The following is a 22,563-nucleotide window of genomic DNA, read 5'->3' on the forward strand; positions in this document are numbered from 1 at the left end:
GTTTTCACCGGGGTGCTCACCGCGAGACCTGGAAGCCCTGGCGCTCGAGGTCGGCGACGGTGGCGTTCTGCGTCTCGGCCAGCGCCGCGCCGAAGTCGGAGCGGGCGGAGGCCGCCGAGCCGAAGGCGTCGTTGAAGGTGCTGTACGCCACGTTGACGTTCGGACCCCAGGCGGCCGGAGCGGTGCCCTCGGCCACGCCGGCGGCGATCTCGTAGAAGTCGGGCTGGTTGGCGAAGAAGGCCGGCGGCTCGGAGAGGGCCTCACCGGTCTGCGCGGCGGTCGCGGCCGGGTAGATGCCGCCCTCGCGGACCATGGTGGCCAGTGCCTCGGGGTCGGTGTTGATCCAGGCGGCGAACTCGGCGGCGGCCTCCGCGTGGTCGGAGTCGTTGGTCACGGCGGTGGTGGAGCCGCCCCAGCTGCCGGTCGCGTTCTCCCCGGCCTCCCACTGCGGGAGGGGCGCCATCGCCCACTGTTCGGCGGTGTCCTCGGCGGAGGAGGCCAGCACGCCCGGCGCCCAGACCGCGCTCACCCAGGCGATCTGCTCGCCGGTGTTCAGCGCCTGGTTCCAGGCAGGGGTGTACATGGGCTCGTTGTGGATCACGTCCTCGGCGACCAGTTCGCCCCAGAACTCGGCGACGCGACTGGTGGCCTCGTCGTCGATGGCGACCTTCCAGCTCTCGCCCTCGGTGGTCCACCACTGCGCCCCCGCCTGCTGGGCGAGGCCGGCGAACAGGCCCGCGTCCTGGGCGGAGAAGGTGGTCAGGTAGCGGTCGGAGTCGGCGTCGCGCAGCGCGCGGGCGGTGTCGGCGAACTCGTCCCAGGTGGTCGGCACCTCGAGGTCGTACTCCTCGAAGAGGTCGTGGCGGTAGTAGAACATCAGCGGGCCGGAGTCCTGCGGGATCGCGTAGAGCGCGTCGGTGCCCAGGGTGACCTGCTGCCACAGCCCCTCGGCGAAGGCGTCCTCGGTGCCGGTGCCCTCCAGGTGGTCGGAGATGTCGGCCAGCACGTCGTTGCTGATCAGGGTCGGCAGCGCCTGGTACTCGGCCTGCACCAGGTCGGGGGCCTCGCCGGCCTGCGCCGCGGTGACCACGCGGGTCACCAGGTCGTCGCCGCCGGCCTGGTTCTTCACCACGACCCGCACGTCGGGGTTGGCCTCGTTCCACAACTCCACGGCCTGCTCCAGCCCCGGCGCCCAGGCCCAGTACTCCAGGGTGATCGGGCCGGACGAGTCCGAGGAGGAGCCCCCGTTCCCCCCGGAGTCGCCCCCGCAGCCGGTGAGGGCCGCGGTCGAGACGAGGGCGGCGGTGCATACCGCGACGGTGCGGTGGTTCATGAATCCTCCCGGGGAAGGGGCTGTGATCGTTCACAGCTGGCTGTGAGCGTTCACAGTAGAGAAACGCTCCCGACACTTGTCAATGGTTGTTGCTGTGCGGTTATCTTGAGTTCTGTTAGTGAGGACGGGCCGTGCACGTTCACAACCGGGGGGTCACCTCCGGGGTGGGGATCGGACGGCGACCGCCCCGCCGGTACGAGATCGGGAGAACCTTTCATGCGGGATGTCGCACCCCCGGGCCTGCGCGGGCTCGCCTACGGCGGGGACTACAACCCCGAGCAGTGGCCGGAGGAGGTATGGGCCGAGGACGTGGCACTGATGCGCGAGGCCGGGGTCACCATGGTCAGCCTCGGCATCTTCTCCTGGGCCCGGATCGAGCCCCGCCCCGGCGAGTACGACTTCGGCTGGCTGGACCGGATCATCGACCTCCTGCACGAGGGGGGCGTCCGGGTGGACCTGGCCACCCCCACCGTGGTGCCCCCGGCCTGGTTCTACCGCGAGCACCCCGACGCCCTGCCGGTCACCCGCGAGGGCGTCCGGCTGTCCTTCGGCTCGCGCGGCGCCATCTGCCACAGCCACCCGGCCTACCGGGAGGCCGCCGCGCGGATCACCCGGGCGCTGGGCGAGCGGTACGGACACCACCCCGCCGTGGCCATGTGGCACGTCCACAACGAGTACGGCGTCCCGGTCCTGGAGTGCTACTGCGACGTCTCGGCGGTCGACTTCCGCCGCTGGCTCCGCGAGCGGTACACCACCCTCGACGCCCTCAACGCCGCCTGGGGCACCACCTTCTGGGGCCAGTTGTACGGTGACTGGGAGGAGATCCAACCGCCCCGGCTCACCCCGACGGTCTGCAACCCGGCCCACCGCCTGGACTTCGCCCGCTTCGCCTCGGACAGCGCACTGACCAACTTCCGCGCCGAGCGGGACCTGCTGCGCGACCTGTCCCCCGGTATCCCGGTGACCACCAACTTCATGGTCTCCCCGACCCAGTGCGACACCCTCGACTACTGGGCCTGGGGCCGCGAGGTGGACATCGTCACCAACGACCACTACCTGGTGGCCGAGGACGAGCGGAACCACATCAACCTGTCGATGGCCGCCGACCTCTCCCGGGCGGTCGCCGGCGGAAGCCCCTGGCTGCTGCTCGAGCACTCCACCAGCGGCGTCAACTGGCAGCGCCGGGGCATCGCCAAACGCCCCGGTGAGATGGCCCGCAACAGCCTCGCCCACGTGGCCCGCGGTTCCGAGGGCGCGATGTTCTTCCAGTGGCGGGCCTCCCGACGCGGAGCCGAGAAGTACCACTCCGCGATGGTCCCGCACGCCGGCACCGACAGCCGGATCTGGCGCGAGGTCGTCGAACTCGGCTCGCACCTCGAGGCGTTGGCCGGCATCCGGGGCAGCCGGACCGAGGCCGACGTGGCGATGGTCTGGGACTGGCAGTCCTGGTGGGCGCAGAAGCTGGAATGGCGGCCCAGCGAGGAGTTGGACACCCGCGAGCGCGCCGAGGCCTGGTACGCCGCGCTGTTCGACCGACACCTCACGGTGGACTTCGTCGAACCCGGCACCGACCTCGACCCGCAGCGGTACCCCCTGGTGGTGGTCCCCGCCCTGTACCTCGCGGAGGAGAAGGCCGGTCACGCCCTGCACCGCTACGTCTCGGCGGGCGGCACCCTGGTGGTCTCCTACTTCTCCGGGATCGTGGACGCGAACGACGCCGTCCACCCCGGCCCCCACCCCGGCGCGCTGCGCGAGGTGCTGGGCCTGACGGTGGAGGAGTTCCAGCCGCTGCACGCCGACCGTCGGGTGCGGCTGGAGCCGGTGGCCGACGTGCCCGGCGACGCCGCCACCCGACCCGGCGCGGCACTGACCGGCGAGGTGTGGGCCGAGACGGTGATTCCGCGCGGCGCCGAACCGGTGTGGACCTACGCCGACGGACCCGCCGCCGGGTCCCCCGCCGTCACCCGGCACCGCCTGGGGGAGGGCACCGCCTGGTACGTCTCCACCCGGGTGGACGCCGAAGGGCTGGACGCGGTGCTGGCCGCCGCCGGCGCGGACGCCGGCCTGCCCGACCGCTCGGCGCTCCCCGCCGACCTGGAGGTGGTGCGTCGGGTGGGGGAGAACGGGACCCACGTCTTCGCGATCAACCACGCCGACACCGAGGCCCCGCTGGAACTGCCCGGCCCCGGTACCGACCTGCTGCGCGACGAGCGGGTCGAGGCCTCGGGGGCGACGGTGCCGGCCGGCTCCGTGCGGGTCGTCCGGCTGGACTGAGGCCGGCCGGTTCGGCGGACGGGGAGCCCCGGCCCGTCCGGTGACGCGATCCCTCTCGAATGTCATGGGCATGACCTGCGGAGCCGGCCCGGGGACACCCACCCGGCGTGTTCCTCCCGCCCACCCGGCCCCGTGAAGGCGATTTCCTTCCTCCCCCTCACCCCACGGGCCGCCCCCGACCCCCTCGGTGACCACCGAGCGGACGACCGAAAGGACATGTGATGCGACGACGCACCGCACTGCGGCTGGGCGCCGCGGGCCTGGCAGCCCCCGCCCTGGCCGCCCACCTTCCCGGTACCGCCCTCGGCGCGCCCGGCGCCCCCGGCGTGCCGGCCCGACCCGCCCGACGTCTCGACGTCCGGGGCGTGGACATCTCCTCGCTCGCCAAGAGCGAGGACCTGGGCGGCGTCTACCGGGAGGCCAACGGCCGTCCGGGGGACCCGGTGGAGATCCTGCGCCGCGGCGGTTCCAACTGGGCCCGGCTGAAGGTGTGGGTCAACCCCGCCGACGGCTACAACACCAAGGAGCACGTGCTGCGGATCGCCCACCGCACGCACGCCGCCGGGATGCGGCTGTTGGTGGACTTCCACTACTCCGACACCTGGGCCGACCCCGGCAAGCAGTTCAAGCCGGCGGCCTGGGCGAACCTCGACTTCCCCGGCCTGCGGGAGGCCGTCCGCGCGCACACCACGGATGTCCTGGGTGCCCTGGTGGACCAGGGCACCCCCGCCGCGATGGTCCAGATCGGCAACGAACTCAACGGCGGGATGCTCTGGCCCGACGGCTCCTACGAGAACTGGCCCCGGTTGGCCGAACTCCTCACCGCCGGTGCCGAGGCGGCCCGTGCCGCCACCCCCGGTATCCGGATCGCCCTGCACCTGGCCGACGGCGGTGACAACGGCCTGTACCGCTGGTGGTTCGACAACGCGGTGCGGTACGGGGTGCCGTTCGACGTCATCGCCTTCTCCTTCTACGGGTACTGGCACGGCACCCTCGCCGAGCTCTCCCACAACATGAACGACATCAGCGCCCGTTACGACCGCGAGGTGATGGTGGTGGAGACCGCCTACCCCTTCCGTCTGGGCAGCGACGACGACCACGAGGACATCATCGACCTGCCGTCCGAACTGGTGGACGGCTACCCCGCGACCCCGCAGGGCCAGGTCGCCTGGATGCGCGACATCTGCGCCACGGTGGCCGCGGTCCCGAACAGGAGAGGGCTGGGCGTCTTCTACTGGGAGCCCACCTGGATCGCGGTGCCGGGCAACGGCTGGGACCCGGACGACCCGTCCTCGGGCAACGCCTGGGAGAACCAGGCGTGGTTCGACTACTCCGGGCGCGCGCTGCCCGCCGTGCGCTGGTGACCCCGGCGCGCCGGTGATCCGGTGCCGGTGACCCCGGTGGGCACCGTGCGTGCCGCACCAGGGGGCCGGCCGTCGTACCCCTCGAGGGGGTACGACGGCCGGCCGCCGATCCGGTCACCATCGGGTCCTCGGCGCTCCCGGTGCCGGGACCCCCGACGGTGGTCCCGCGGTACCCGATGGGCTCAGCGCACGGGGGTGAAGTCCCGGGCGCCGATGAACTCGGGGCGCCGGATCGGGGCCGCGAAGGGTTCGACCGCCTCGTTCTCCACGCTGTTGAAGACGATGAAGACGTTGCTGCGCGGGTACGGGGTGATGTTGTCCCCCGAACCGTGCATGCAGTTGCAGTCGAACCACACGGCCGACCCCGGCTGCCCGGTGAACAGTCGGATGCCGTGATCAGCGGCCAGCTCGGTCAGCGCCTCGTCCGAGGGTGTGCCCGCGTCCTGCATCTGCAGGGACTTCTTGTAGTTGTCCTTCGGAGTGGCGCCGGAGCAGCCGAGGAAGGTCTTGTGCGACCCCGGCATGATCATCAGGCCGCCGTTGGTGGCGAAGTTCTCGGTCAACGCGATCGAGACCGAGACCGTGCGCATGGCGGGCAGCCCGTCCTCGGCGTGCCAGGTCTCGAAGTCCGAGTGCCAGTAGAAGCCGCTCGCCCCGAAACCGGGCTTGACGTTGATCCGCGATTGGTGGACGTAGACGTCCGAGCCCAGGATCTGCCGTGCGCGCCCCACCACCCGCGGGTCGCGGACCAGCTTCGCGAAGACCTCGCTGAGCCGGTGGACCTCGAAGACCGAGCGGATCTCCTGCGTCTGCGGCTCCACCACGGCGCGCTCGTCGGCGCGGATCGCCGGGTCGGAGACCAGGCGATCCAACTCCGCCTTGTACGCGCCGACCTCCTCGGGCTCGATCAGCCGGTCCACCGAGAGGAAGCCGTCCCGCTCGAAGCCCTCCAGGTCGCCGGTGGAGATCGGTCCCTCGGCGTTCGGGGAGGACCACACGACCGGGTCCTGCCGGGGGATCATCTCCTCGGTGGCCCCCCGGGTCGGGTACCGGTCGGCGGTGCGGGCTGGTGCAGTGGTCATGATGCTGCCTCCTCCGGTTCGGTGATCAGGGGGTACACCCCGTTCTCGTCGTGGTCCTCCCGTCCGGTGACAGGGGGGTTGAACACGCACAGGACACGGAAGTCCGTCTTGGGACGCAGGGTGTGCTTCTCGTGGCCGTCCAGCAGGTACATCGTGCCGGGGCGGATCCAGTGCTTCTCGCCGGTCTCGTCGTTGGTCAGTTCGGCCTCGCCCTCCACGCAGAAGACCGCCTCGACGTGGTTGGCGTACCACATCGAGGTCTCGGTGCCCGCGTAGAGCACGGTCTCGTGGAAGGAGAAACCGACACGCTCCCCGGCCAGGATCAGGCGTTTGCTCCGCCAGGTCCCGGAGGCCGACTCCACGTCGCGATCGGTGCCCTCGATATCACTGATGGAACGGACAATCACGGTGTCGGTGTACCTCTCTGTATGTCCTGTCGCCCTCGGGCGACGGCCGGAGTCCCGGTCCCGCGCTCCGCGCGGTGGCCGGGTCCGGTCGATGACCGTCGGCCGGGTCCTTCCGACCGACGGCGCCGGCGGTGCGAACCGCCGGACGTTGCGGTGGTCGCCGACCGGGGTGTGAAGCCCGCTCGGCCATCGGGGGGCGGGATCCCGACGGAGTCGGTTCGTCGCCCCGACACGGGGTGCGGAACGCGCGCCCGGGGGTCGGACCGGCGACCAGCGCCGATTCCGACCCCGCTGTGGGACGCGTACCCGGGTACCCGCACTTCACGCGCGCCGACCCCGGAAGGTGGGGGCACACCGGGGGGGCGCGCCGGTGGTCTCAGGCGGTCTCGCGGACCGCCCGGTCCAGGACGCGCAGCCCCTCGTCCAGCTCCTCGGTGGTGATGGTGAGGGCGGGCAGGAGCTTGACGACCTCGCCCTGCGGCCCGGAGGTCTCCAGCAGCAACCCCAGCTCGAAGGCCCGGGCGCAGATCGCCGAGGCGCGCGCCGGGTCGGTGAACTCCACGCCCCACACGAGCCCGCGCCCCCGGTACGAGGCGGCCGCCCCGGGGTTCTCCCGCACGATGCCGGCCAGCACGGCCTCCACCCGCTCGCCGCGGGCCAGGGTCTGCTTCTCGGTCTGGTCGTCGCGCCAGTAGGCGTCCAGGGAGGCGGCGGCGGTGACGAAGGCCGGGTTGTTGCCCCGGAAGGTGCCGTTGTGCTCGCCCGGCTCCCAGACGTCCAGCTCGGGACGGAAGAGGGTCAGGGCCATCGGCAGGCCGTAGCCGCTGATGGACTTCGACAGGGTGATGATGTCCGGCATGATGCCCGCCTCCTCGAAGGAGAAGAAGGACCCCGTGCGGCCACAGCCCATCTGGATGTCGTCCACGATCAACAGCATGTCGTGGCGGTGGCACAGGTCGGCCAGGGCGCGCAGCCACTCGGGGCGGGCCACGTTGATGCCGCCCTCGCCCTGCACGGTCTCCACGATGACGGCGGCCGGCTGGTTCAGACCCGAACCCGCGTCCTCCAGCAGCCGCTCGAACCAGATGAAGTCCGGGGTGCGGCCGTCGAGGTAGTCGTCGAAGGGCATCGGGGTGCCGTGCACCAGCGGGATGCCCGCCCCGGCCCGCTTGAAGGCGTTGCCGGTCACGGCCAGGGCGCCCAGGGACATGCCGTGGAAGGCGTTGGTGAAGGAGACGATCGCCTCGCGACCCTTGATCTTGCGGGCCAGCTTCAGCGCGGCCTCCACCGCGTTGGTGCCGGTCGGCCCGGTGAACATCACCTTGTGGTCCATGCCGCGCGGCTCCAGCACCACGTCCCGGAAGGTCTCCAGGAAGGCGCGCTTGGCGGTGGTGGACATGTCCAGGCCGTGCGTGATGCCGTCGCGCTCGAGGTAGTCCAGCAGGGCGCGTTTGAGGACCGGGTTGTTGTGCCCGTAGTTCAGGGAGCCGGCACCGGCGAAGAAGTCGAGGTAACGGTGGCCGTCCTCGTCGAACAGGACACTGCCGCGGGCACGATCGAAGACGGTGGGCCAGCCGCGGCAGTAGCTGCGCACCTCCGACTCCACGGACTCGAAAACGCTCAGGTCGGGCTGGGTGATGGTCACGCTGGTATCTCCTCGCGGGAAAGGAAGGGGGTAAGACGTGCGGAATGTACGGGGGCGTCGGACATCGGGCGGCCGGCGCCGGGTGGGGCGTGGGCCATCGGGTTCCGGACGCCGGTGTCCGTCCCGGCCTCAGGAGCCGACGGGCCCGATGTGGTACAGAAACTCGGGCTCGTGGCCGCTCTCGGGGAAGTCGTCGGCGTCGAACAGGACCTCCCGGTGGACCGGGGCCCCGTGCCGCTCGGCGAAGGCGGTGAAAAGTCGGTTGGAGGGGACGTTGTCCGGGGTCACGGTCGTCTCGACGGTGTCCACGCCGAACTCGGCCCGGGTACGGGCCACCAGGTGGTCGAGCATGGCGGCGGCCAGGCCGTGTCCGCGGTGCGCGGAGTCCACGGCGACCTGCCAGACCAGCAGGGTGGTCGGCCGGTTGGGGCGCAGGTAACCGGTGATGAACCCGGCACACCCGCCCTCGTCGGTCCGCGCCACCAGGGATGTGCCGGCGTGGTCCCGGCACCACAGCAGATAGCTGTACGAGGAGTTGACGTCGAGAACCCGGGAGTCACGGGCCATGCGCCACAGGTCGGCACCGTCCTCGGTTTTCGGAACGTCGAAGGAAAAACCGGCGGGCGCTTCGGGAATTTCCACTCGGTCGATCTGTGCGGTGGTCATGTGAGTCGAATCTAGCCGGGGTCGCCGTAGATCGCATCCGCCGAGGGGGTTCCCGGGGGTGGAGATGTGTGGTAATGGGTGCGTGCGTGTGAGGGGGCGGGAATGCACGCTTTGTCCGGTGGTTACCGCATAAAACGGGCGCACCGTGGAACCGGTCACATGTATGTAACGATGGCGGAACCCGAATGCCCCCGGGTGCGTCGCGAAAAAATTTCAAATTTTTTGGTTTGGAGACAAAGGATCAGGGAAAAAGAGAGGATTTTCCCGTCTGATTTCAGTGAAGGGTTCCACCCCGACCGGATGGATCGATCGCCGTCGAGTCGTGCCGGTTTCGGCGCGAATCGAGAATTGGTTTTCCCGTGCCCTCGTGGTTCCCGGGTGACCTCCGGGACATCGGGGCCGTGCAAAGGGAGCATAGGGGCTCCCGGGGTCGGCCGCGCGGGAAAGGCCGGAACACGGTGCGTCGCCGCCGCCGGGCGCTCCTCCCGGGATCGGCAGGGAAGCCGGGGGTCAGGCGAATCCGCCCCGCGCGGAGACCTCCGTGCCGTCCCCCGTGGCGCCCCGGACGGTGAAGAGATCACCCCCGATGTCCCGGGCCCCCTTCGGATGGTCGTACTGCGCGGCGAAGGTGTGCTCGCCGACCGGGACCACCGCGCCCTCCCGCAGTCGCCAGCGGAAGACCAACTCCCCGCCCTCCTCCACCACCGTGGTCTCCCACTCGTCGGCGGGCAGGGTCCCCCAGTCGCCGGTGTGGGAGATGCCCTCACCGGTCGGCAGTCGCACCTCCACGACGAGTTCGCGCAGGGCCCGCTCGGTGTCCAGGATCAGCAGACTCTGCGACCAGTAGGGGTTCTCCACCACGGTCGGATCGAGCAGGGCCCGGACACCGATACCGTCGGCCTCCACGGGCACCGGGGGCTCGCCGGGGTCGGGATCCCCGTCCTCCGGGGCGCCGGAGGTGCCGGTCGTCGTTCCGCCGGTGTCGGAGGGGCCGGCGTCGTCGCCTCCCGTCCCCTCGCCGCCGCCGCTCGCGGGGCCCCCAGCGACGGAGCCGTGGCCGTCGCCGCTCTCGTCGCCGCTCTCGTCGCCGCTCCCGTCGTCGGTGCCGCCGGAGGTCTCCGCCGGCTCCCGTGCCCCGTCGCTCCCCGAGGTGCCCTCGGAGGTCTCCGGCGGTCGCTCCGCCTCCCCACCGGCCGCAGGCTGCGCGTCCCCCTGGCCGGTGAGGGCGTTGACGGTGACCGTGACCCCGCCGAGGGTGGCGACGAGCGCGACGGCCACACCGGTGGTCCGCGCCCAGCCGGGCAGGCCCACCGGGGATCCCTCACCCCGGCGGCGTCCCGTCGGACGGCGGTGGCCCGGGGCGGAACCCGCCGCGGCCCGGACGGCCATGCCGCGTTCCACCCGGGCCAGCATCCGCTCCCGGTCGGGCCGATGGTCGAGCGCCGCGGCTCGCAGTCGGCCGGGCACGTCGGGTCCTTCGACCATCAGCTACTCCGTTCCACGGCGCCCGGTTCCACGGGTCCGGCGCGCAGTACCCGCAACGGTCCGGACGGCCCCGCGCGTTCCTCCGGTTCCCGCGGCGCCAACAGGCGCTCCAATTCGGCGATGCCGCGGGAGGTCTGGCTCTTCACGGTACCGACCGATATCCCCAGGGCGGTGGCCGTCTCCCGTTCGGAGAGGTCGAAGGCGTGCCGCAGGACCACACAGGCCCGCTTGCGGTAGGGCAGCCGCTCCAGCGCGGCCCGCACGTCCACCACGGCGGGCACGTCGGGGCCGTCGGTCCGGTCGGGGCGCCCCGACCAGAACCGGGTCACCCGCCGACGTTCCCGGATCCGGCTGCGGATCCGCGAGCGGGCGAGGTTGACCACCACCCCCCGGGCGTAGGCGACGGGGTGCTCGGCGGCGCGGACCCGGTCCCAGCGGTCCCAGATGGCCAGCAGGGCGTCGGCGGCCAGATCCTCGGCCGCCTCGGCGTCCTCGCCGTGGCCGAGCATCAGCCGCGCCAACCGCGCCAGTTCGGCGTGGTGTTCCTCGAAGAAGGCGTGGAACTCTTCGGTGGGGGTTCCCACGCCGGCCTCCCTGGAGCTGAGTTGCGCCGTTCCGCGACACCTCGGCGGTACGGGACGTCCGGACGGACGCCACCGATGTGCGGGTCCCCCGGTGAGTGCGGAGCGTAGCAGGCACTCGTAGGCTGCGAACCATGAGTTCACGCCCGGTCCTGCACGTACGGGGCCACATCCTGACCGGTCCCGGTCGTGACGACGAGATTCACCATGAACTATGGGTCATTGACGGTCGCATCAGTTTCACCCGGCCCGTCTCCGGAGGCAATTCGGGGGGCCCCGACGAGCCGACGACGCTGACGGGTTGGGTGCTTCCCGGACTGGTCGACGCCCACTGCCACGTCGGCCTGGACGCCGGCGGCGCGGTGGACCGACCCACCTCCGAACGGCAGGCGCTCACCGACCGGGACGCCGGAACCCTCCTGATCCGGGACGCCGGTTCACCCGCGGACACCCGCTGGATCGACGACCGCGAGGACCTGCCGCGGATCGTCCGGGCCGGTCGGCACATCGCCCGGACCCGTCGCTACATCCGCAACTTCGCGCACGAGATCGAGCCCGGCGACCTGGCGGCGTACGTGCGTCGGGAGGCCCGTCGCGGTGACGGCTGGGTCAAGCTCGTCGGCGACTGGATCGACCGGACGGAGGGTGATCTGACGCCCTGTTGGCCCCGGTGGGCGGTGGAGGAGGCCATCGCCGCCGCGCACGCGGAGGGCGCCAGGGTGACCGCCCACTGCTTCGCCGAGGACTCGCTGCGCGATCTGGTGGAGGCCGGCATCGACTGTGTCGAGCACGCCACCGGGCTCACCGAGGAGACCATCCCGCTGTTCGCCGAACGCGGGGTGGCGATCGTCCCCACCCTGGTCAACATCGGCACCTTCCCGCGCCTGGCGGCCGGCGGCGAGGCCAGGTACCCCCGGTGGGCGGAGCACATGCGCCGGCTGCACGCCGGCCGGTACGACACGGTCCGGGCCGCCCGGGACGCCGGCATCCCGATCTTCGCGGGCACCGACGCCGGGGGATCCCTGGCGCACGGTCTGATCGCCGACGAGGTGGCCGAGTTGGTGCGGGCCGGGATCCCGACCGGGGAGGCGCTCTCCGCGGCCTCCTGGGGGGCCCGGGAATGGCTGGGACGGCCAGGCCCGACCGAGGGGGCCCCGGCGGACCTGGTGATCTATCCGGAGGACCCACGGGCGGACGTACGGGTTCTGGCGGCCCCCCGGCACGTGGTGCTGCGGGGGCGGGTGGTCCGCTGAGCGGTCGGTGGGGTGGCCCGGTGCCGGATGCCGGGGCGCCGCGACCCGATGGCCGTGGTCACCGTCCCGGTCGCCGCGGCCGACGCGGGTGGGGACACAACGACCGACGTGGGCGCAGCGAACACCAACCCTCCGAACGGAAATCCGAAATCCACTCCTTCGGGTGAAGACGGAGGGATCAACCTGACGTTTCCCGGACGTGGCGTCAAGGATGACCGCGTCCCGTTCGCCGCATCGGGTGACGGAGGGCCCGGAAACCACCCGGGTTCCGCCACACACCGTTCACCCCGCCGGGGGCGGGCGCGTCCGCACCCCGTGATCCACGTGATCCGTGACCGCCACGGTCCCGTTCTCCGCCGGTGTTACCGGTGAGCCGGCCGATCCCGTGGCCCACCCGGTTCCCCGTGCGCGTGCCCGCCCCCGGTCCGGCGACACCGTCCCTATGTGGGGGTCCCAACCCGTGTTCCGCTCTGCCTGTTCCCGTACCGGCGCCCGCCGCGCGGCCGTCCTGCTCACCACCGTCGTCCTGCTCTCCGCCGGCGCCGCCCCCGCCCTCGCCCTCGCCGACAAGGGCGGACGGCCCCCGGCCGACGGTGGCGCGGGGGCGGCGGGCGCCGCGGTGCTGCGCACCGGTCTGGACGTGGCGCTGCTCAACCGTTCCGTCGAACTGCCCCTGTTCGTCTCCCTCAACGAGGTCACCGCCCCCTCCGGCGAGGCCGTCGCGGAGAAGACCACCCTGACCGCCACCCTCGACGGCGTCGATGACGGCACCCCCTTCCGAGTACTGGACGCCGAGGTGGCCACCGCCCGGGCGGCCGTGGACGACGTCCTCGCCGAGGCGGAGGCAGACCTCGTCGACGCCGTCGTGCACGTCCCCGGTCTGTCGTTGGTCTCCGTCGTCGAGGTGGACGCCGTCTCCGCCCGCGTCCACTGCCCCGCCGAGGGGGAGCCCACGGCCGAGGTGGAGCTCCCCGGCGCGGTCACCGTCCTCGGACAGCGGGTCACCACGACCGCCGAGGGGGAGACGTCGGTGCGGGTGCCGGGGGTGGGAGAGGTCCGACTGGACCTCGCCGTGCGATCGGTCACCGGCTCCGAAGCCGCCGCCGCGGCTCTCGAGCTCGCGGTGGAAGTCAACCCGTTGGATCTCAACGTGGCCGAGGTCGAGGGGCGGATCACCCTCGCGGAGGTCTCCTGTGCCTCGCCCGTTCCGGTCCCGGCCGACCGGTCGGTCCCGGCCGAGCCGCAGGCGCCCGCCGACCCGGCGGCCGAGGAGCCGGAGGCCGGCGATCCCCGTCCGCGGACCGTCGCGCGCGAATCGGAGCGCTCCGAGGAGCCCGGCTTGGCCGCCACCGGAGGTGACGCCGCCACGCCCTGGCTCGCCGGTGGTGCCGCCGTCCTGCTCGGGGCGGGCTCCCTGTTGATGATCGGACGCCGCCGCTCCGCCGCCCACCACGACTGAGCCGTATCCGTCCGAACGGGGCGGGGGGCCCCCCCCCCCCTGCCGCGGGGGGGCCCCCCCCCCCCCACCCCGACGACCGTGCGTCGGGGAGCCCCGCCCGCTCCATCCCGTTCCCGTCCCACCGTGTCCCGGCCCGGGGACGGACTCAGGTCACCCCGACCCGCACCAGCGCGGCGCGCAGCGCCTCCGTGGTGGCGGCGTCGCGTACCGCCAACCGCAGCCACCGTCGGCCCAGCCCGGGGAAGGTGTCGCCGCGCCGCACCGCGAACCCCTCCTCCCGCAGCCGTTCCCGGACCCGATCCGCCCGGGCGTGTTCCACCAACAGGAACGGCCCCCGGGGCGCCGGTGTGGCTCCCCTCAGCTCCTCGAACCCCGACAACGCGGACATCAGCAGCTCCCGTCGGGTCACCGTCCGCCGGGCGGCCGCCTCGGCCTCGGCCAGCGCCCCCGGCGAGCAGCACGCCTCGGCCGCCGCCAGGGCGGGCGTCCCCACCGGCCACAGGTGCCGCCCCCGACCCAACTCGCGGATCGTGCGCGGGGAGGCCAGCACATAACCGATCCGCAGGCCCGCCAGCCCCCAGGTCTTGGTGAGACTGCGGATCACCACCAGGCCCGGCACCTCATCGACCAGACCCGCCACGGACTCCCGCTCGCCCGGCACGGCGTCGATGAATGCCTCGTCCACCACCAGCAGCCGGCCCGGTCGCGCGGCGGCGACGACAGCCTCCGCCGGGTGCAGTACCGAGGTGGGGTTGGTGGGGTTGCCGATCACCACCGCGTCCGCCTCCGCCGGCACCGACGCGGGATCCCAGCGGAAGCCGTCCACCGCCGACAGCAGGAGTCGCCCCGGGCGGTGCCCGGCGTCCCGCAGGGCCGCCTCGGGCTCGGTGAACTGGGGGTGGACCACCACGGGCCGCCGGATCCCCTCCAGCCGGGCCAGCAGCACGAAGGCCTCGGCCGCGCCGGCGGTCAGCAGCACCCGGTCGGGCGCCAGGCCGTGCCGGCGGGCCACCGCCAGCCGGGCCGCCGTGTCGTCCGGATACGCCGCGAGATCGGCGAGCGAGGCGGCGAGGCGCTCGCGCAGCCAGTCGGGCGGCGTATCGGCGCGGACGTTCACCGCCAGGTCGACCAGACCGGCGCCGGCGCCGCGGACCTCGGCGTCGCCGTGGTGCCGCAGGTCCGGCTCGTTCGCCGTCCCGTCGTTCGCCGGCGACCCCGGCCGTCGGACGGGTGCCGGGCCGGGCGTCCCCGTTCCGGCGGTGCCCGTGGTGTCGGTGGTTCCGGTGTCCATCGTCTTCCCCCTGCCGTTCGTCGTCGTACTCGTGCGCCCGTGTCGGAGGGGCGTGTTCCCCCGTCGGGAAGGACGGCGGTCGCCCGGCGCGATCACCGGACCCCGGGACCGGCCACCGCCACCGTGCACCGACCGACCGGCGAGATCAGCCGGGGTACCAGCAGCACGGCACCCGGTCCGGCCGTCAGCAGCGCGGCGGCCTCCGCGACCGAGGGCGTGCCCACCGCCGCCCGCACCCGCGCGGACGGCCGGGCCCCGGCGACGTCGGCCAGCGACGCGGCCGGTTGGGCCCGCAGCGGTACGCCCAACCGACGGGCGGCCTCCAACAGGCCCGGCTCCTCGGCCCGCGCCTCGACGGTGGCGATCACCACCGGTACCACCGGTACCACCGGTACCACCGGCGGAACCGGGTCCGAGGCCCCGCCGGGCCGGGCGGGTCGCGCGAGGCGGTCGAGCGCGACGGCGAGCAGGTCCAACACCTCCCGCGCGCTCACCCCGGGCCGGGCCCCCACCCCGGCGCAGACCTCCGGGGCGGCGTCGGCGGAACGGCTCACGGGACGTCGCTCCGCACCCGCGCGGCGGCCCGGCTCCGGCAGCCGGCGACCAGCCGCAGGGGCACGCCCGGCGCGCCCGCCCAGTGGACGTGCAGGTACGAGGCGTGCACCCGGTCCCGCACGAAACCCTCGACGCGCCGCTCCGGATGGGTGAATCCCCAGGCGGGGGAGTCACCGGCGCCCGGCTCCACCATCGTGCGGTGGAACTCGTGCCCCCGCACCCGTCCCCCTGCCGGGGCCAACGGATTGTCCTCGAGCGCCACCGCCTCCCGATAGCCCAGCGTCAGCCGCCTCGTCATCCGCGCCTCCACCGGCAGGACCCCGCACATCGGGGCGCCGTCCAGGCTCCGGCACAGGTACAGCAGTCCCGCGCACTCCGCCGCCACCGGTCCGTCGAACGCCGCCACGGCGCGGCGCAGCGGCTCGTTCGCGGCCAGCTCCGGCGCGTACACCTCGGGGAAGCCGCCGCCGATGACCAGCGCGTCCGCCTCCCGCGGCAGCGTCTCGTCGCGCAGCGGGTCGAAGGTCACCACCCGCGCCCCGGCCGCCTCCAGCAGTTCCGGGTGCTCGGCGTAGCCGAAGGTGAAGGCGGCCCCCGCCGCCAGGGCGACCACCGGGGCGCGTTCGGCCGGATCCGCCGGCCGGCCGGTGGTCGGCTCCGGGAACCATTCCCGGCCGCCCTCCGCGACCGCCTCCCGCGGACACCAGACGGCCCCGGACGGAGCCGGCGCGGAACGGGCCACCGCCAGCACCGCGGGGAGGTCCACCCCGCGCCGCACCCGCTCGGCCATCGCCCGCACCGACTCCAGCGCCTCCGCACGCCGTTCCGCCACCGGGACCAGGCCCAGGTGGCGGGAGGGCGTGCGCACCGGACCGTCCTCGCGCGTCAGCGACCCCAGGACCGGGATGCCACCGCCCTCCAGCGCCTCCCGGAGCAGGGCCTCGTGCCGAGGGGAGCCCACCTTGTTGAGGATCACCCCGGCCAGCCGGACCCCGGTGTCCCAGGACGCGAAACCGTGGACCAGCGCCGCGATCGACCGCGACTGCGCGGAGGCGTCCACCACCAGTACCACCGGTGCCCGCAGCAGCTTCGCCACATGCGCGGTCGAGGCCGTCTCGCCCATCCCGCTCGCCCCGTCGAACAGGCCCATCACGCCCTCGACGACCGCCAGGTCCGCCCCGGCCGAGCCGTGCCGGAAGAGCGGGGCGACCCGTTCGGGCCCGCACATCCAGGCGTCCAGGTTGCGTCCCGGCCGCCCGGTGGCCAGCGAGTGGTAGCCGGGGTCGATGTAGTCGGGCCCCACCTTGTGGGCGGAGACCTTCAGCCCGGCCTCGGAGAAGGCGGCCATCAGACCGGTCGCCACGGTCGTCTTCCCGCTGCCCGAACCGGGAGCGGCGATCACCAGCCGGGGGATCACGGGGTCACCACTCGATCCCCCGCTGGCCCTTCCGTCCGGCGTCCATGGGGTGTTTGACCTTCCCCATCTCGGTCACCAGGTCGGCCGCGTCGATCAGCGCGGCGGGCGCGTTGCGGCCGGTGATCACCACGTGCTGGGTGCCCGGCCGCTCCCGCAGCACCCCCACCACCTCGTCGGTGTCGATCCAGCCCCAGTGCAGGGGGTAGGTGAACTCGTCCAGCACGTACAGCCGGTACCGCTCGGCGGCCAGGTCCCGGCGGACCTGCGCCCACCCCTCGCGGGCGGCCTCCTCGCTGTCGGCGAGGTCGCGCTGGACCCACGACCAGCCCTCGCCCATCTTGTGCCAGACCACGCTCCCGCCCTCGCCGGAGTCGCCCAGCACCCGCAGCGCCCGCTCCTCGCCGACCCGCCACTTGGCGGACTTGACGAACTGGAACACCCCGATCGGCCAGCCCTGGTTCCAGGCGCGCAGCGCCAGCCCGAAGGCCGCCGTCGACTTGCCCTTGCCGGTTCCGGTGTGCACCGCCAGCAGCGGGCTGTTGCGCCGCTGCCTGGTGGTCAGCCCGTCGTCCGGCACCCTCTCCGGTTGTCCCTTCGGCACTACGCGGCCCTCCCTCGTGTCGTTCCCCGGGCGGGACCGCGATCGGCGGTCCGCCCCTCGCCCGCGCCGGCTCCCGCGCCGGCCGCCGGGCCCCGCGCGCCGACCGATCGGTCGCCCCGCACCCCGCGCACCAGCGCGGTCACCGCCTCCGCCCGCAGTTCCTCGAGCGTCACCGCCGGGCCGCCCAACTCGCGGGCCAGCGCCCCGGCCAGTCCCAGGCGCACGGGGCCGGTCTCGCAGTCCACCACCACCGAGGTGATCCCGTCCGCCGCCAGCAGCCGGGCGGCCCGCCACGCCCGTTCCACCGGCTCCGGCCCGCCGGTCGCCCGGCCGTCGGTGACCGCGACCAGCAACGGCCGGCGGGAGGGGTCCCGCAGTCGCTCCACCCGCAGCACCTCGCGGGCGGTCAACAGCCCGGCCGCCAGCGGGGTGCGGCCACCGGTGGGCAGCGACCGCAGCCGGGCCGCCGCCGCGTCCACCGAGGAGGTCGGCGGCAGGGTGACCTCGGCACCGGACCGGCGCATGGTCACCATCCCCACCTTGTCCCGACGCTGATAGGCGTCGAGCAACAGGGAGAGCACGGCGCCCTTGACCGCGCCCATCCGACTGCGGGCCGCCATCGAGCCGGAGGCGTCCACGACGAACAGCACCAGGTTCGACTCCCGGCCCTCGCGCACCGCCTGGCGCAGGTCGTCGCGGCGCAGGATCAGGCCGGGGCCCGAACGGCCGCGGGCCCACTGGTGCGGGGCGGCGGCCCGCACGGTGGCCGCCAGGTGCAGCCCGCCGGTCGCGCCGTCGCGGGAACGCCGGGAACCGGTGGCCCGCCCCTGCGCGGTCCGGGCCCGGGAACGGCGGCCCGCGGCGCCCTCGCCGAGTCCGGGCACGGTCAGGGCGCGGGTGCGGAAGGGCTCGCCGGGCGCGGCGGCGGGACGTTCCCCGGCCGCTCCCGGCGCACCGGGAGCGGCCGGGGCGTCGGCGTCGGTGGGCTCCCCGGACGCCTCCCCCGCCGGGGTGGCGTCCGGCGGGGTCGGGGCTTCGGGCGCCCCGTCGCGGTCGGGGGCGCCGGTGTCGGCCGGACCGGGGCTCCCCCCGGGGTCACCGGGGTTCCCCTGGCCGCCGTCGGAACCGCCCTCCGGGGAACCGCCGTCCGGGTCGTCGGGACTCCCCGGGTCCGCCGGGTCGTCCGGCCCCTCCGGGTCGTCCGGGTCCGGGTGCCGGTCCAGGACCTCGTCCAGCAGATCCTCGTCCAGGCCCGGCGCGTCGAAGGGATTGCGCCGACGCCGGTGGGGGAGGGCGAGCAGCGCGGCCCGCCGCACGTCGGCGACGGTCACCGAGACGCGGCCCTCCCAGGCGGCCAGGGTGGCGGCGGTGCGGGCGGTGACGATGTCGGCCCGCATCCCGTCCACCTCGAAGGCCGCGCACACCGCCGCGATGCGCAGCAGCGCCGGGTCGTCCAACTCCACCCGGGGCAGCAGGTCGCGGGCGGCGGCGATCCGGGAGCGCAGCTCCTCCTCGGACCCCGCCCAGCGGGCCGCGAACCCGGCGGGGTCCGCGTCGAAGGCGAGCCGGCGCCGGACCACCTCGACCCGTTCCGCCGGTTCCCTGGAGGCCGCCACCTCCACCGTCAGGCCGAAGCGGTCCAGCAGTTGCGGACGCAGCTCGCCCTCCTCCGGGTTCATCGTCCCGACCAGCAGGAACCGGGAGGCGTGCCGCACCGACACGCCCTCCCGCTCCACCCGGGAGGAACCCATCGCGGCGGCGTCCAACAGCATGTCCACCAGGTGGTCGTGGAGCAGGTTCACCTCGTCCACGTAGAGCACGCCCCGGTGGGCCTCGGCCAGCAGGCCCGGCTCGAAGGCCTTCACCCCGTCGGTCAGCGCCCGCTCGATGTCCAGCGAGCCGACCAATCGGTCCTCGGCGGCGCCGACCGGGAGCTCCACCATGCGCCCCGGCCGGACGGCGCCCGGCCCGCCGGGCTCGTGGGGCCCGTCCGGGCACTCCGGGTCGGGCTCCGCCGGGGAACAGGCGAAGCGACAGCCGGGCACCACCGTCACCGGCGGCAGCAGCGCGGCCAGCGCCCGCACGGCGGTGCTCTTCGCGGTGCCCTTCTCGCCGCGCACCAGGACACCGCCGATCGCCGGGTTCACGGCATTCAGCAACAATCCCGTCAACAGGTCCTCCATGCCCACGACGGCGGTGAACGGGTAGCCCGTCCCGCCCCGTTCGCCGGTGCCCGCCGTCCTCGGTTCGCCCATGCCCACCCTTTCGCCGGTTGTCCCGCTGTCGGTACTCGTGTCGCTGTCGGTACTCGTGTCGGTGCTCGTGTCGCGGTCCCCACCGGTGCCCGCGTCGACGGTCGCGGCCGGGCCGGGACGCGGGGCCGGTCGTTCGGCCGCCGTGCTCACGGCGCCCCCGGGGGGACGAACGGCAGTCCGGCCGGGGCGCCCTTCTCGATCAGGCGCCACAGCGCGTCGGTGTCGGCGTGCTCCTCGACCAGATCGCCGAGACGGTCCAACTGTTCCTCGCGCAGCGCCGCGAAACGGGTGTCGGGGGCCGGCACGAAGTCCCGTCCGGCGTCCGCCGCGACCCGCCGCAGGAACGCCCGCCGGAACCCGTCGCACTCCAACATCCCGTGCCAGTGGGTTCCCCACACGGGCCCGACCCGGCACCCGCCGGGGAATGCCTCCCCGCCCCGGACGTCCGCGACCCCGTGGTGGATCTCGTAGCCGGTCACCGGTTCGTCCAGAACCCTTCCGGTCGGCCGGGCCAGGGTCTTCTCCCGGTCGAAGCGGATCCGCACCGGCAGCAGCCCGAGCCCCTCGACCGTGCCGGCGCGGGACTCCACCTCGTCCTCGATGCGCTCACCCAGCATCTGGAAGCCGCCGCAGACCCCCAGGATCGGTCGCCCCTCGGCGGCTCGGCGCGCCAGCGCCTCCGCCAGCCCCCGCTCCCGCAGTCGGCGCAGCGCCCGCACCGTGCCCCGGGTGCCTGGGACGATCACCAGGTCGGCGTCGGCGAGCTCCTCCGGGCGGTCGCAGAACCGCACCACCACACCGGGCTCGGCGGCCAGCGCGTCCACGTCCGTGAAGTTGGACATCAACGGCACGGCGATCACGGCCACCCGGAGCACCTGCGACCCCAGCGGTGGGGCGGTGTTCGCCTCGCGCACCGTGCCGTGCGTCGAGACCCGCAGGCCGTCCTCCTCGTCGATGCCCAGGCCGTCGCGGTGGGGGAGGACCCCCAGCACCGGACGGCCGGTCAGCCCGCGCAGGCTCTCCAACCCGGGTTCCAACAGGCTCACGTCGCCGCGGAACTTGTTGATCAGGTAACCGGTCACCAACTCCTGATCGGCGGCCGACAGCAGGGCGGTGGTGCCGAAGAGCGAGGCGAACACCCCGCCGCGGTCGATGTCGCCGACCACGACCACCGGCAGCCGGGCGGCCCGGGCCAGGCCCATGTTGACGATGTCGCTGCGCCGCAGGTTGATCTCGGCCGGACTGCCCGCGCCCTCGCAGATCACCGCGTCGTGGGTGCGGCGCAACTCGGCCAGGCACTCCAGCACCCGGTCGAAGACCATGGCGCGCCGCCGGTCGTGGAAACCCCGCGCGCTCAACTCACCCACCGGACGCCCCATCAGCACGACCTGACTGGTGCGGTCGCCGCCGGGTTTGAGCAGCACCGGGTTCATCAGCGCGCTCGGCTCCACCCGGGCCGCCGCCGCCTGCATCGCCTGCGCGCGGCCGATCTCCGCCCCGTCGGCGGTGACGAACGAGTTGAGCGACATGTTCTGCGCCTTGAACGGCGCCACCCGCACGCCCCGACGGGTCAACCAGCGGCAGATACCGGCGGTCACGACACTCTTGCCCGCGTCGGAGGTGGTGCCGGCGACCAGCAGACCGCCGCCCCTCCCGGTTCCCCGGGGCGGCCGTTCGCTCATGATCCGTGCCCCGGTCGTCGTGTCGGTCCTGTCGGTCGCGTCCGTCCCGCCCCGCCGGCGCGCCCGGCCCCCGTGATGAGGGCACCGAGCACCGTCACCGCCAGGGCCGCCGCGCCGACCCGCCGGGAGAGCCGCACCGTCCGGGCGATGTCGCCCGCCTCCGGGGCCCGTCCGGCGGCGTTCAGGACGGGGCGGTGCTCGACCCGCCCGTCGTAGGAGAGGGTGCCGCCCAGACGCAGCCCCAGGGCACCGGCGAAGGCCGCCTCCACCGGACCGGCGTTCGGGCTCGGATGCCTCCCGCCGTCCACGCGACGGGCCCGCAGCGCGCCACCCGGATCGGGCCCGAGGACGACGGCGAGCAGGGCGGTCAGGCGGGCTCCGGGCAGTCCGACGAGGTCGTCCAGGCGGGCCGACGCCCAGCCGAACCGCGCGTACCGGCGGGAGCGGTGACCCACCATCGCGTCCAGGGTGTTCACGGCACGGAAGCCCACCAGCCCCGGCACCCCGGCCACCGCGCCCCAGACCAGGGCGCCGACCACCGCGTCCGAGGTGTTCTCGGCCACCGACTCCACCACGGCGCGTGCGATGCCGTCGGCGTCCAGTGCGTTCGGGTCGCGCCCGCACAGGCGGGGCAGCGACTCCCGGGCCCGGGCGAGGTCACCGGCCTCCAGGGCGGCCCCCACGCGCAGCGCCTCCCGGCCCAGACTCGCCCCACCCAGCACCGCCCAGGCCGCCGCGGCGGTCGCGGCGGCGCGGCCGACCGGGCCGAGCCGGCGCTCCGCGAGGGCGGCGGGCACGGCGGTCCCGACCACGGCCAGGGTGGTGAACGCGGCCCCGACGGCCCGGTGGTCACGCCACAACAGGTGCTCCAGGGCCCCCGCCGCGCGACCGAAGCCCGCCACGGGGTGGCCGCGTCGCGGATCGCCGAACCACCGGTCCGCCAGGTATCCCAGCAGCAGGCCGGCGGCGGTCGGGCCGGCGCCGGTGTGGAGCGGGGAGTCGGAACGGGCCGGGACCCCCGGTCGGTTCGGGCGTGCCGGTCGGTTCGGGGAGAGGGCGCGGGGGCGTCTCGACGCCGACACGCCTCAGCCCGCCGAACGCCGGACGGGCCCCGCGGGACACGGGAAACGCGTCGTGTGCGGGAGGGTCGTGGAGGTGGTGGGCGGGCCGGCGCCGGTCATGACGGGGTGTCCTCCCTCGGGGTCCGCGCCCC

18 protein-coding genes are annotated in these 22,563 nt (G+C 74.0%); 4 read left to right on the plus strand and 14 right to left on the minus strand.

The window, feature by feature from the left end; genetic code table 11:
• Window positions 1-16: 16 nt before the first annotated feature.
• The gene (locus tag LZF96_RS19220; protein WP_233874129.1) at window positions 17-1,333 is read right to left on the minus strand and encodes an extracellular solute-binding protein; all 1,317 of its coding nucleotides are present in this window, start codon (window positions 1,331-1,333) and stop codon (window positions 17-19) included.
• 216 nt (window positions 1,334-1,549) lie between these two features.
• On the opposite strand from LZF96_RS19220, the gene LZF96_RS19225 reads away from it, so the two are divergent.
• Window positions 1,550-3,607, plus strand: coding sequence for a beta-galactosidase (locus LZF96_RS19225; protein ID WP_233874132.1), 2,058 nt, complete (start codon window positions 1,550-1,552; stop codon window positions 3,605-3,607).
• A 221-nt stretch (window positions 3,608-3,828) separates the two neighbouring features.
• On the plus strand, window positions 3,829-4,971 hold the full coding sequence (locus LZF96_RS19230; protein ID WP_233874135.1) for an arabinogalactan endo-1,4-beta-galactosidase: 1,143 nt from the start codon (window positions 3,829-3,831) through the stop codon (window positions 4,969-4,971).
• A gap of 182 nt (window positions 4,972-5,153) precedes the next feature.
• Here the strand turns inward: LZF96_RS19230 and thpD are convergent, their stop codons facing one another.
• The 6 genes from thpD to LZF96_RS19260 form a co-directional block, all read right to left on the minus strand.
• Window positions 5,154-6,053, minus strand: a complete 900-nt coding sequence (gene thpD / locus LZF96_RS19235; RefSeq protein WP_233874138.1) for an ectoine hydroxylase — start codon at window positions 6,051-6,053, stop codon at window positions 5,154-5,156.
• Window positions 6,050-6,460: an ectoine synthase gene (locus LZF96_RS19240; protein WP_233874141.1), complete on the minus strand. Its 411-nt coding sequence runs from the start codon at window positions 6,458-6,460 to the stop codon at window positions 6,050-6,052. Before LZF96_RS19240 ends, thpD begins: the two co-directional genes overlap by 4 nt.
• Before the next feature lie 376 nt (window positions 6,461-6,836).
• Window positions 6,837-8,105 (minus strand): diaminobutyrate--2-oxoglutarate transaminase, encoded by a 1,269-nt coding sequence (gene ectB, locus LZF96_RS19245; RefSeq protein ID WP_233874144.1) that lies wholly within the window; start codon window positions 8,103-8,105, stop codon window positions 6,837-6,839.
• A 129-nt stretch (window positions 8,106-8,234) separates the two neighbouring features.
• Window positions 8,235-8,771: a diaminobutyrate acetyltransferase gene (gene ectA / locus LZF96_RS19250; protein ID WP_233874148.1), complete on the minus strand. Its 537-nt coding sequence runs from the start codon at window positions 8,769-8,771 to the stop codon at window positions 8,235-8,237.
• 510 nt (window positions 8,772-9,281) lie between these two features.
• The gene (locus tag LZF96_RS19255; RefSeq protein ID WP_233874152.1) at window positions 9,282-10,256 is read right to left on the minus strand and encodes a hypothetical protein; all 975 of its coding nucleotides are present in this window, start codon (window positions 10,254-10,256) and stop codon (window positions 9,282-9,284) included.
• A complete protein-coding gene (locus LZF96_RS19260; RefSeq protein ID WP_233874155.1) occupies window positions 10,256-10,840 on the minus strand; it encodes a SigE family RNA polymerase sigma factor in 585 nt (194 codons plus the stop codon). Before LZF96_RS19260 ends, LZF96_RS19255 begins: the two co-directional genes overlap by 1 nt.
• A 131-nt stretch (window positions 10,841-10,971) precedes the next feature.
• On the opposite strand from LZF96_RS19260, the gene LZF96_RS19265 reads away from it, so the two are divergent.
• Together LZF96_RS19265 and LZF96_RS19270 are read left to right on the plus strand one after the other, a co-directional pair.
• Entirely contained in the window at window positions 10,972-12,090 is a 1,119-nt protein-coding gene (locus tag LZF96_RS19265) for an amidohydrolase family protein (protein WP_233874159.1), read from the plus strand.
• 460 nt (window positions 12,091-12,550) lie between these two features.
• Window positions 12,551-13,549, plus strand: coding sequence for an SCO1860 family LAETG-anchored protein (locus tag LZF96_RS19270; RefSeq protein ID WP_233874163.1), 999 nt, complete (start codon window positions 12,551-12,553; stop codon window positions 13,547-13,549).
• A gap of 145 nt (window positions 13,550-13,694) precedes the next feature.
• Here LZF96_RS19270 and cobC read toward each other — a convergent pair whose 3' ends face one another.
• The 7 genes from cobC to LZF96_RS19305 form a co-directional block, all read right to left on the minus strand.
• Window positions 13,695-14,840: an Rv2231c family pyridoxal phosphate-dependent protein CobC gene (cobC, locus tag LZF96_RS19275; RefSeq protein ID WP_233874166.1), complete on the minus strand. Its 1,146-nt coding sequence runs from the start codon at window positions 14,838-14,840 to the stop codon at window positions 13,695-13,697.
• 92 nt (window positions 14,841-14,932) lie between these two features.
• Window positions 14,933-15,394 (minus strand): cobalamin biosynthesis protein, encoded by a 462-nt coding sequence (locus LZF96_RS19280; protein ID WP_233874170.1) that lies wholly within the window; start codon window positions 15,392-15,394, stop codon window positions 14,933-14,935.
• The gene (locus LZF96_RS19285) at window positions 15,391-16,812 is read right to left on the minus strand and encodes a cobyrinate a,c-diamide synthase (protein ID WP_233874174.1); all 1,422 of its coding nucleotides are present in this window, start codon (window positions 16,810-16,812) and stop codon (window positions 15,391-15,393) included. The genes LZF96_RS19280 and LZF96_RS19285 overlap by 4 nt, the downstream gene beginning before the upstream one ends.
• A 4-nt stretch (window positions 16,813-16,816) precedes the next feature.
• Window positions 16,817-17,413 carry a cob(I)yrinic acid a,c-diamide adenosyltransferase gene (gene cobO / locus LZF96_RS19290; RefSeq protein WP_233874177.1) on the minus strand — a complete coding sequence of 199 codons (597 nt, stop codon included), beginning with the start codon at window positions 17,411-17,413 and terminating at the stop codon, window positions 16,817-16,819.
• Window positions 17,413-19,668 (minus strand): putative cobaltochelatase, encoded by a 2,256-nt coding sequence (locus tag LZF96_RS19295; RefSeq protein ID WP_233874179.1) that lies wholly within the window; start codon window positions 19,666-19,668, stop codon window positions 17,413-17,415. The genes cobO and LZF96_RS19295 overlap by 1 nt, the downstream gene beginning before the upstream one ends.
• 146 nt (window positions 19,669-19,814) lie before the next feature.
• On the minus strand, window positions 19,815-21,350 hold the full coding sequence (locus LZF96_RS19300; protein WP_233874182.1) for a cobyric acid synthase: 1,536 nt from the start codon (window positions 21,348-21,350) through the stop codon (window positions 19,815-19,817).
• Complete coding sequence (locus LZF96_RS19305; protein ID WP_374203275.1) at window positions 21,347-22,432, minus strand: cobalamin biosynthesis protein; 1,086 nt, start codon at window positions 22,430-22,432, stop codon at window positions 21,347-21,349. Before LZF96_RS19305 ends, LZF96_RS19300 begins: the two co-directional genes overlap by 4 nt.
• Between the last annotated feature and the right edge of the window lie 131 nt (window positions 22,433-22,563).

Source organism: Streptomyces sp. ST2-7A, from assembly GCF_021390475.1.
GTDB lineage: Bacteria > Actinomycetota > Actinomycetes > Streptomycetales > Streptomycetaceae > Streptomyces.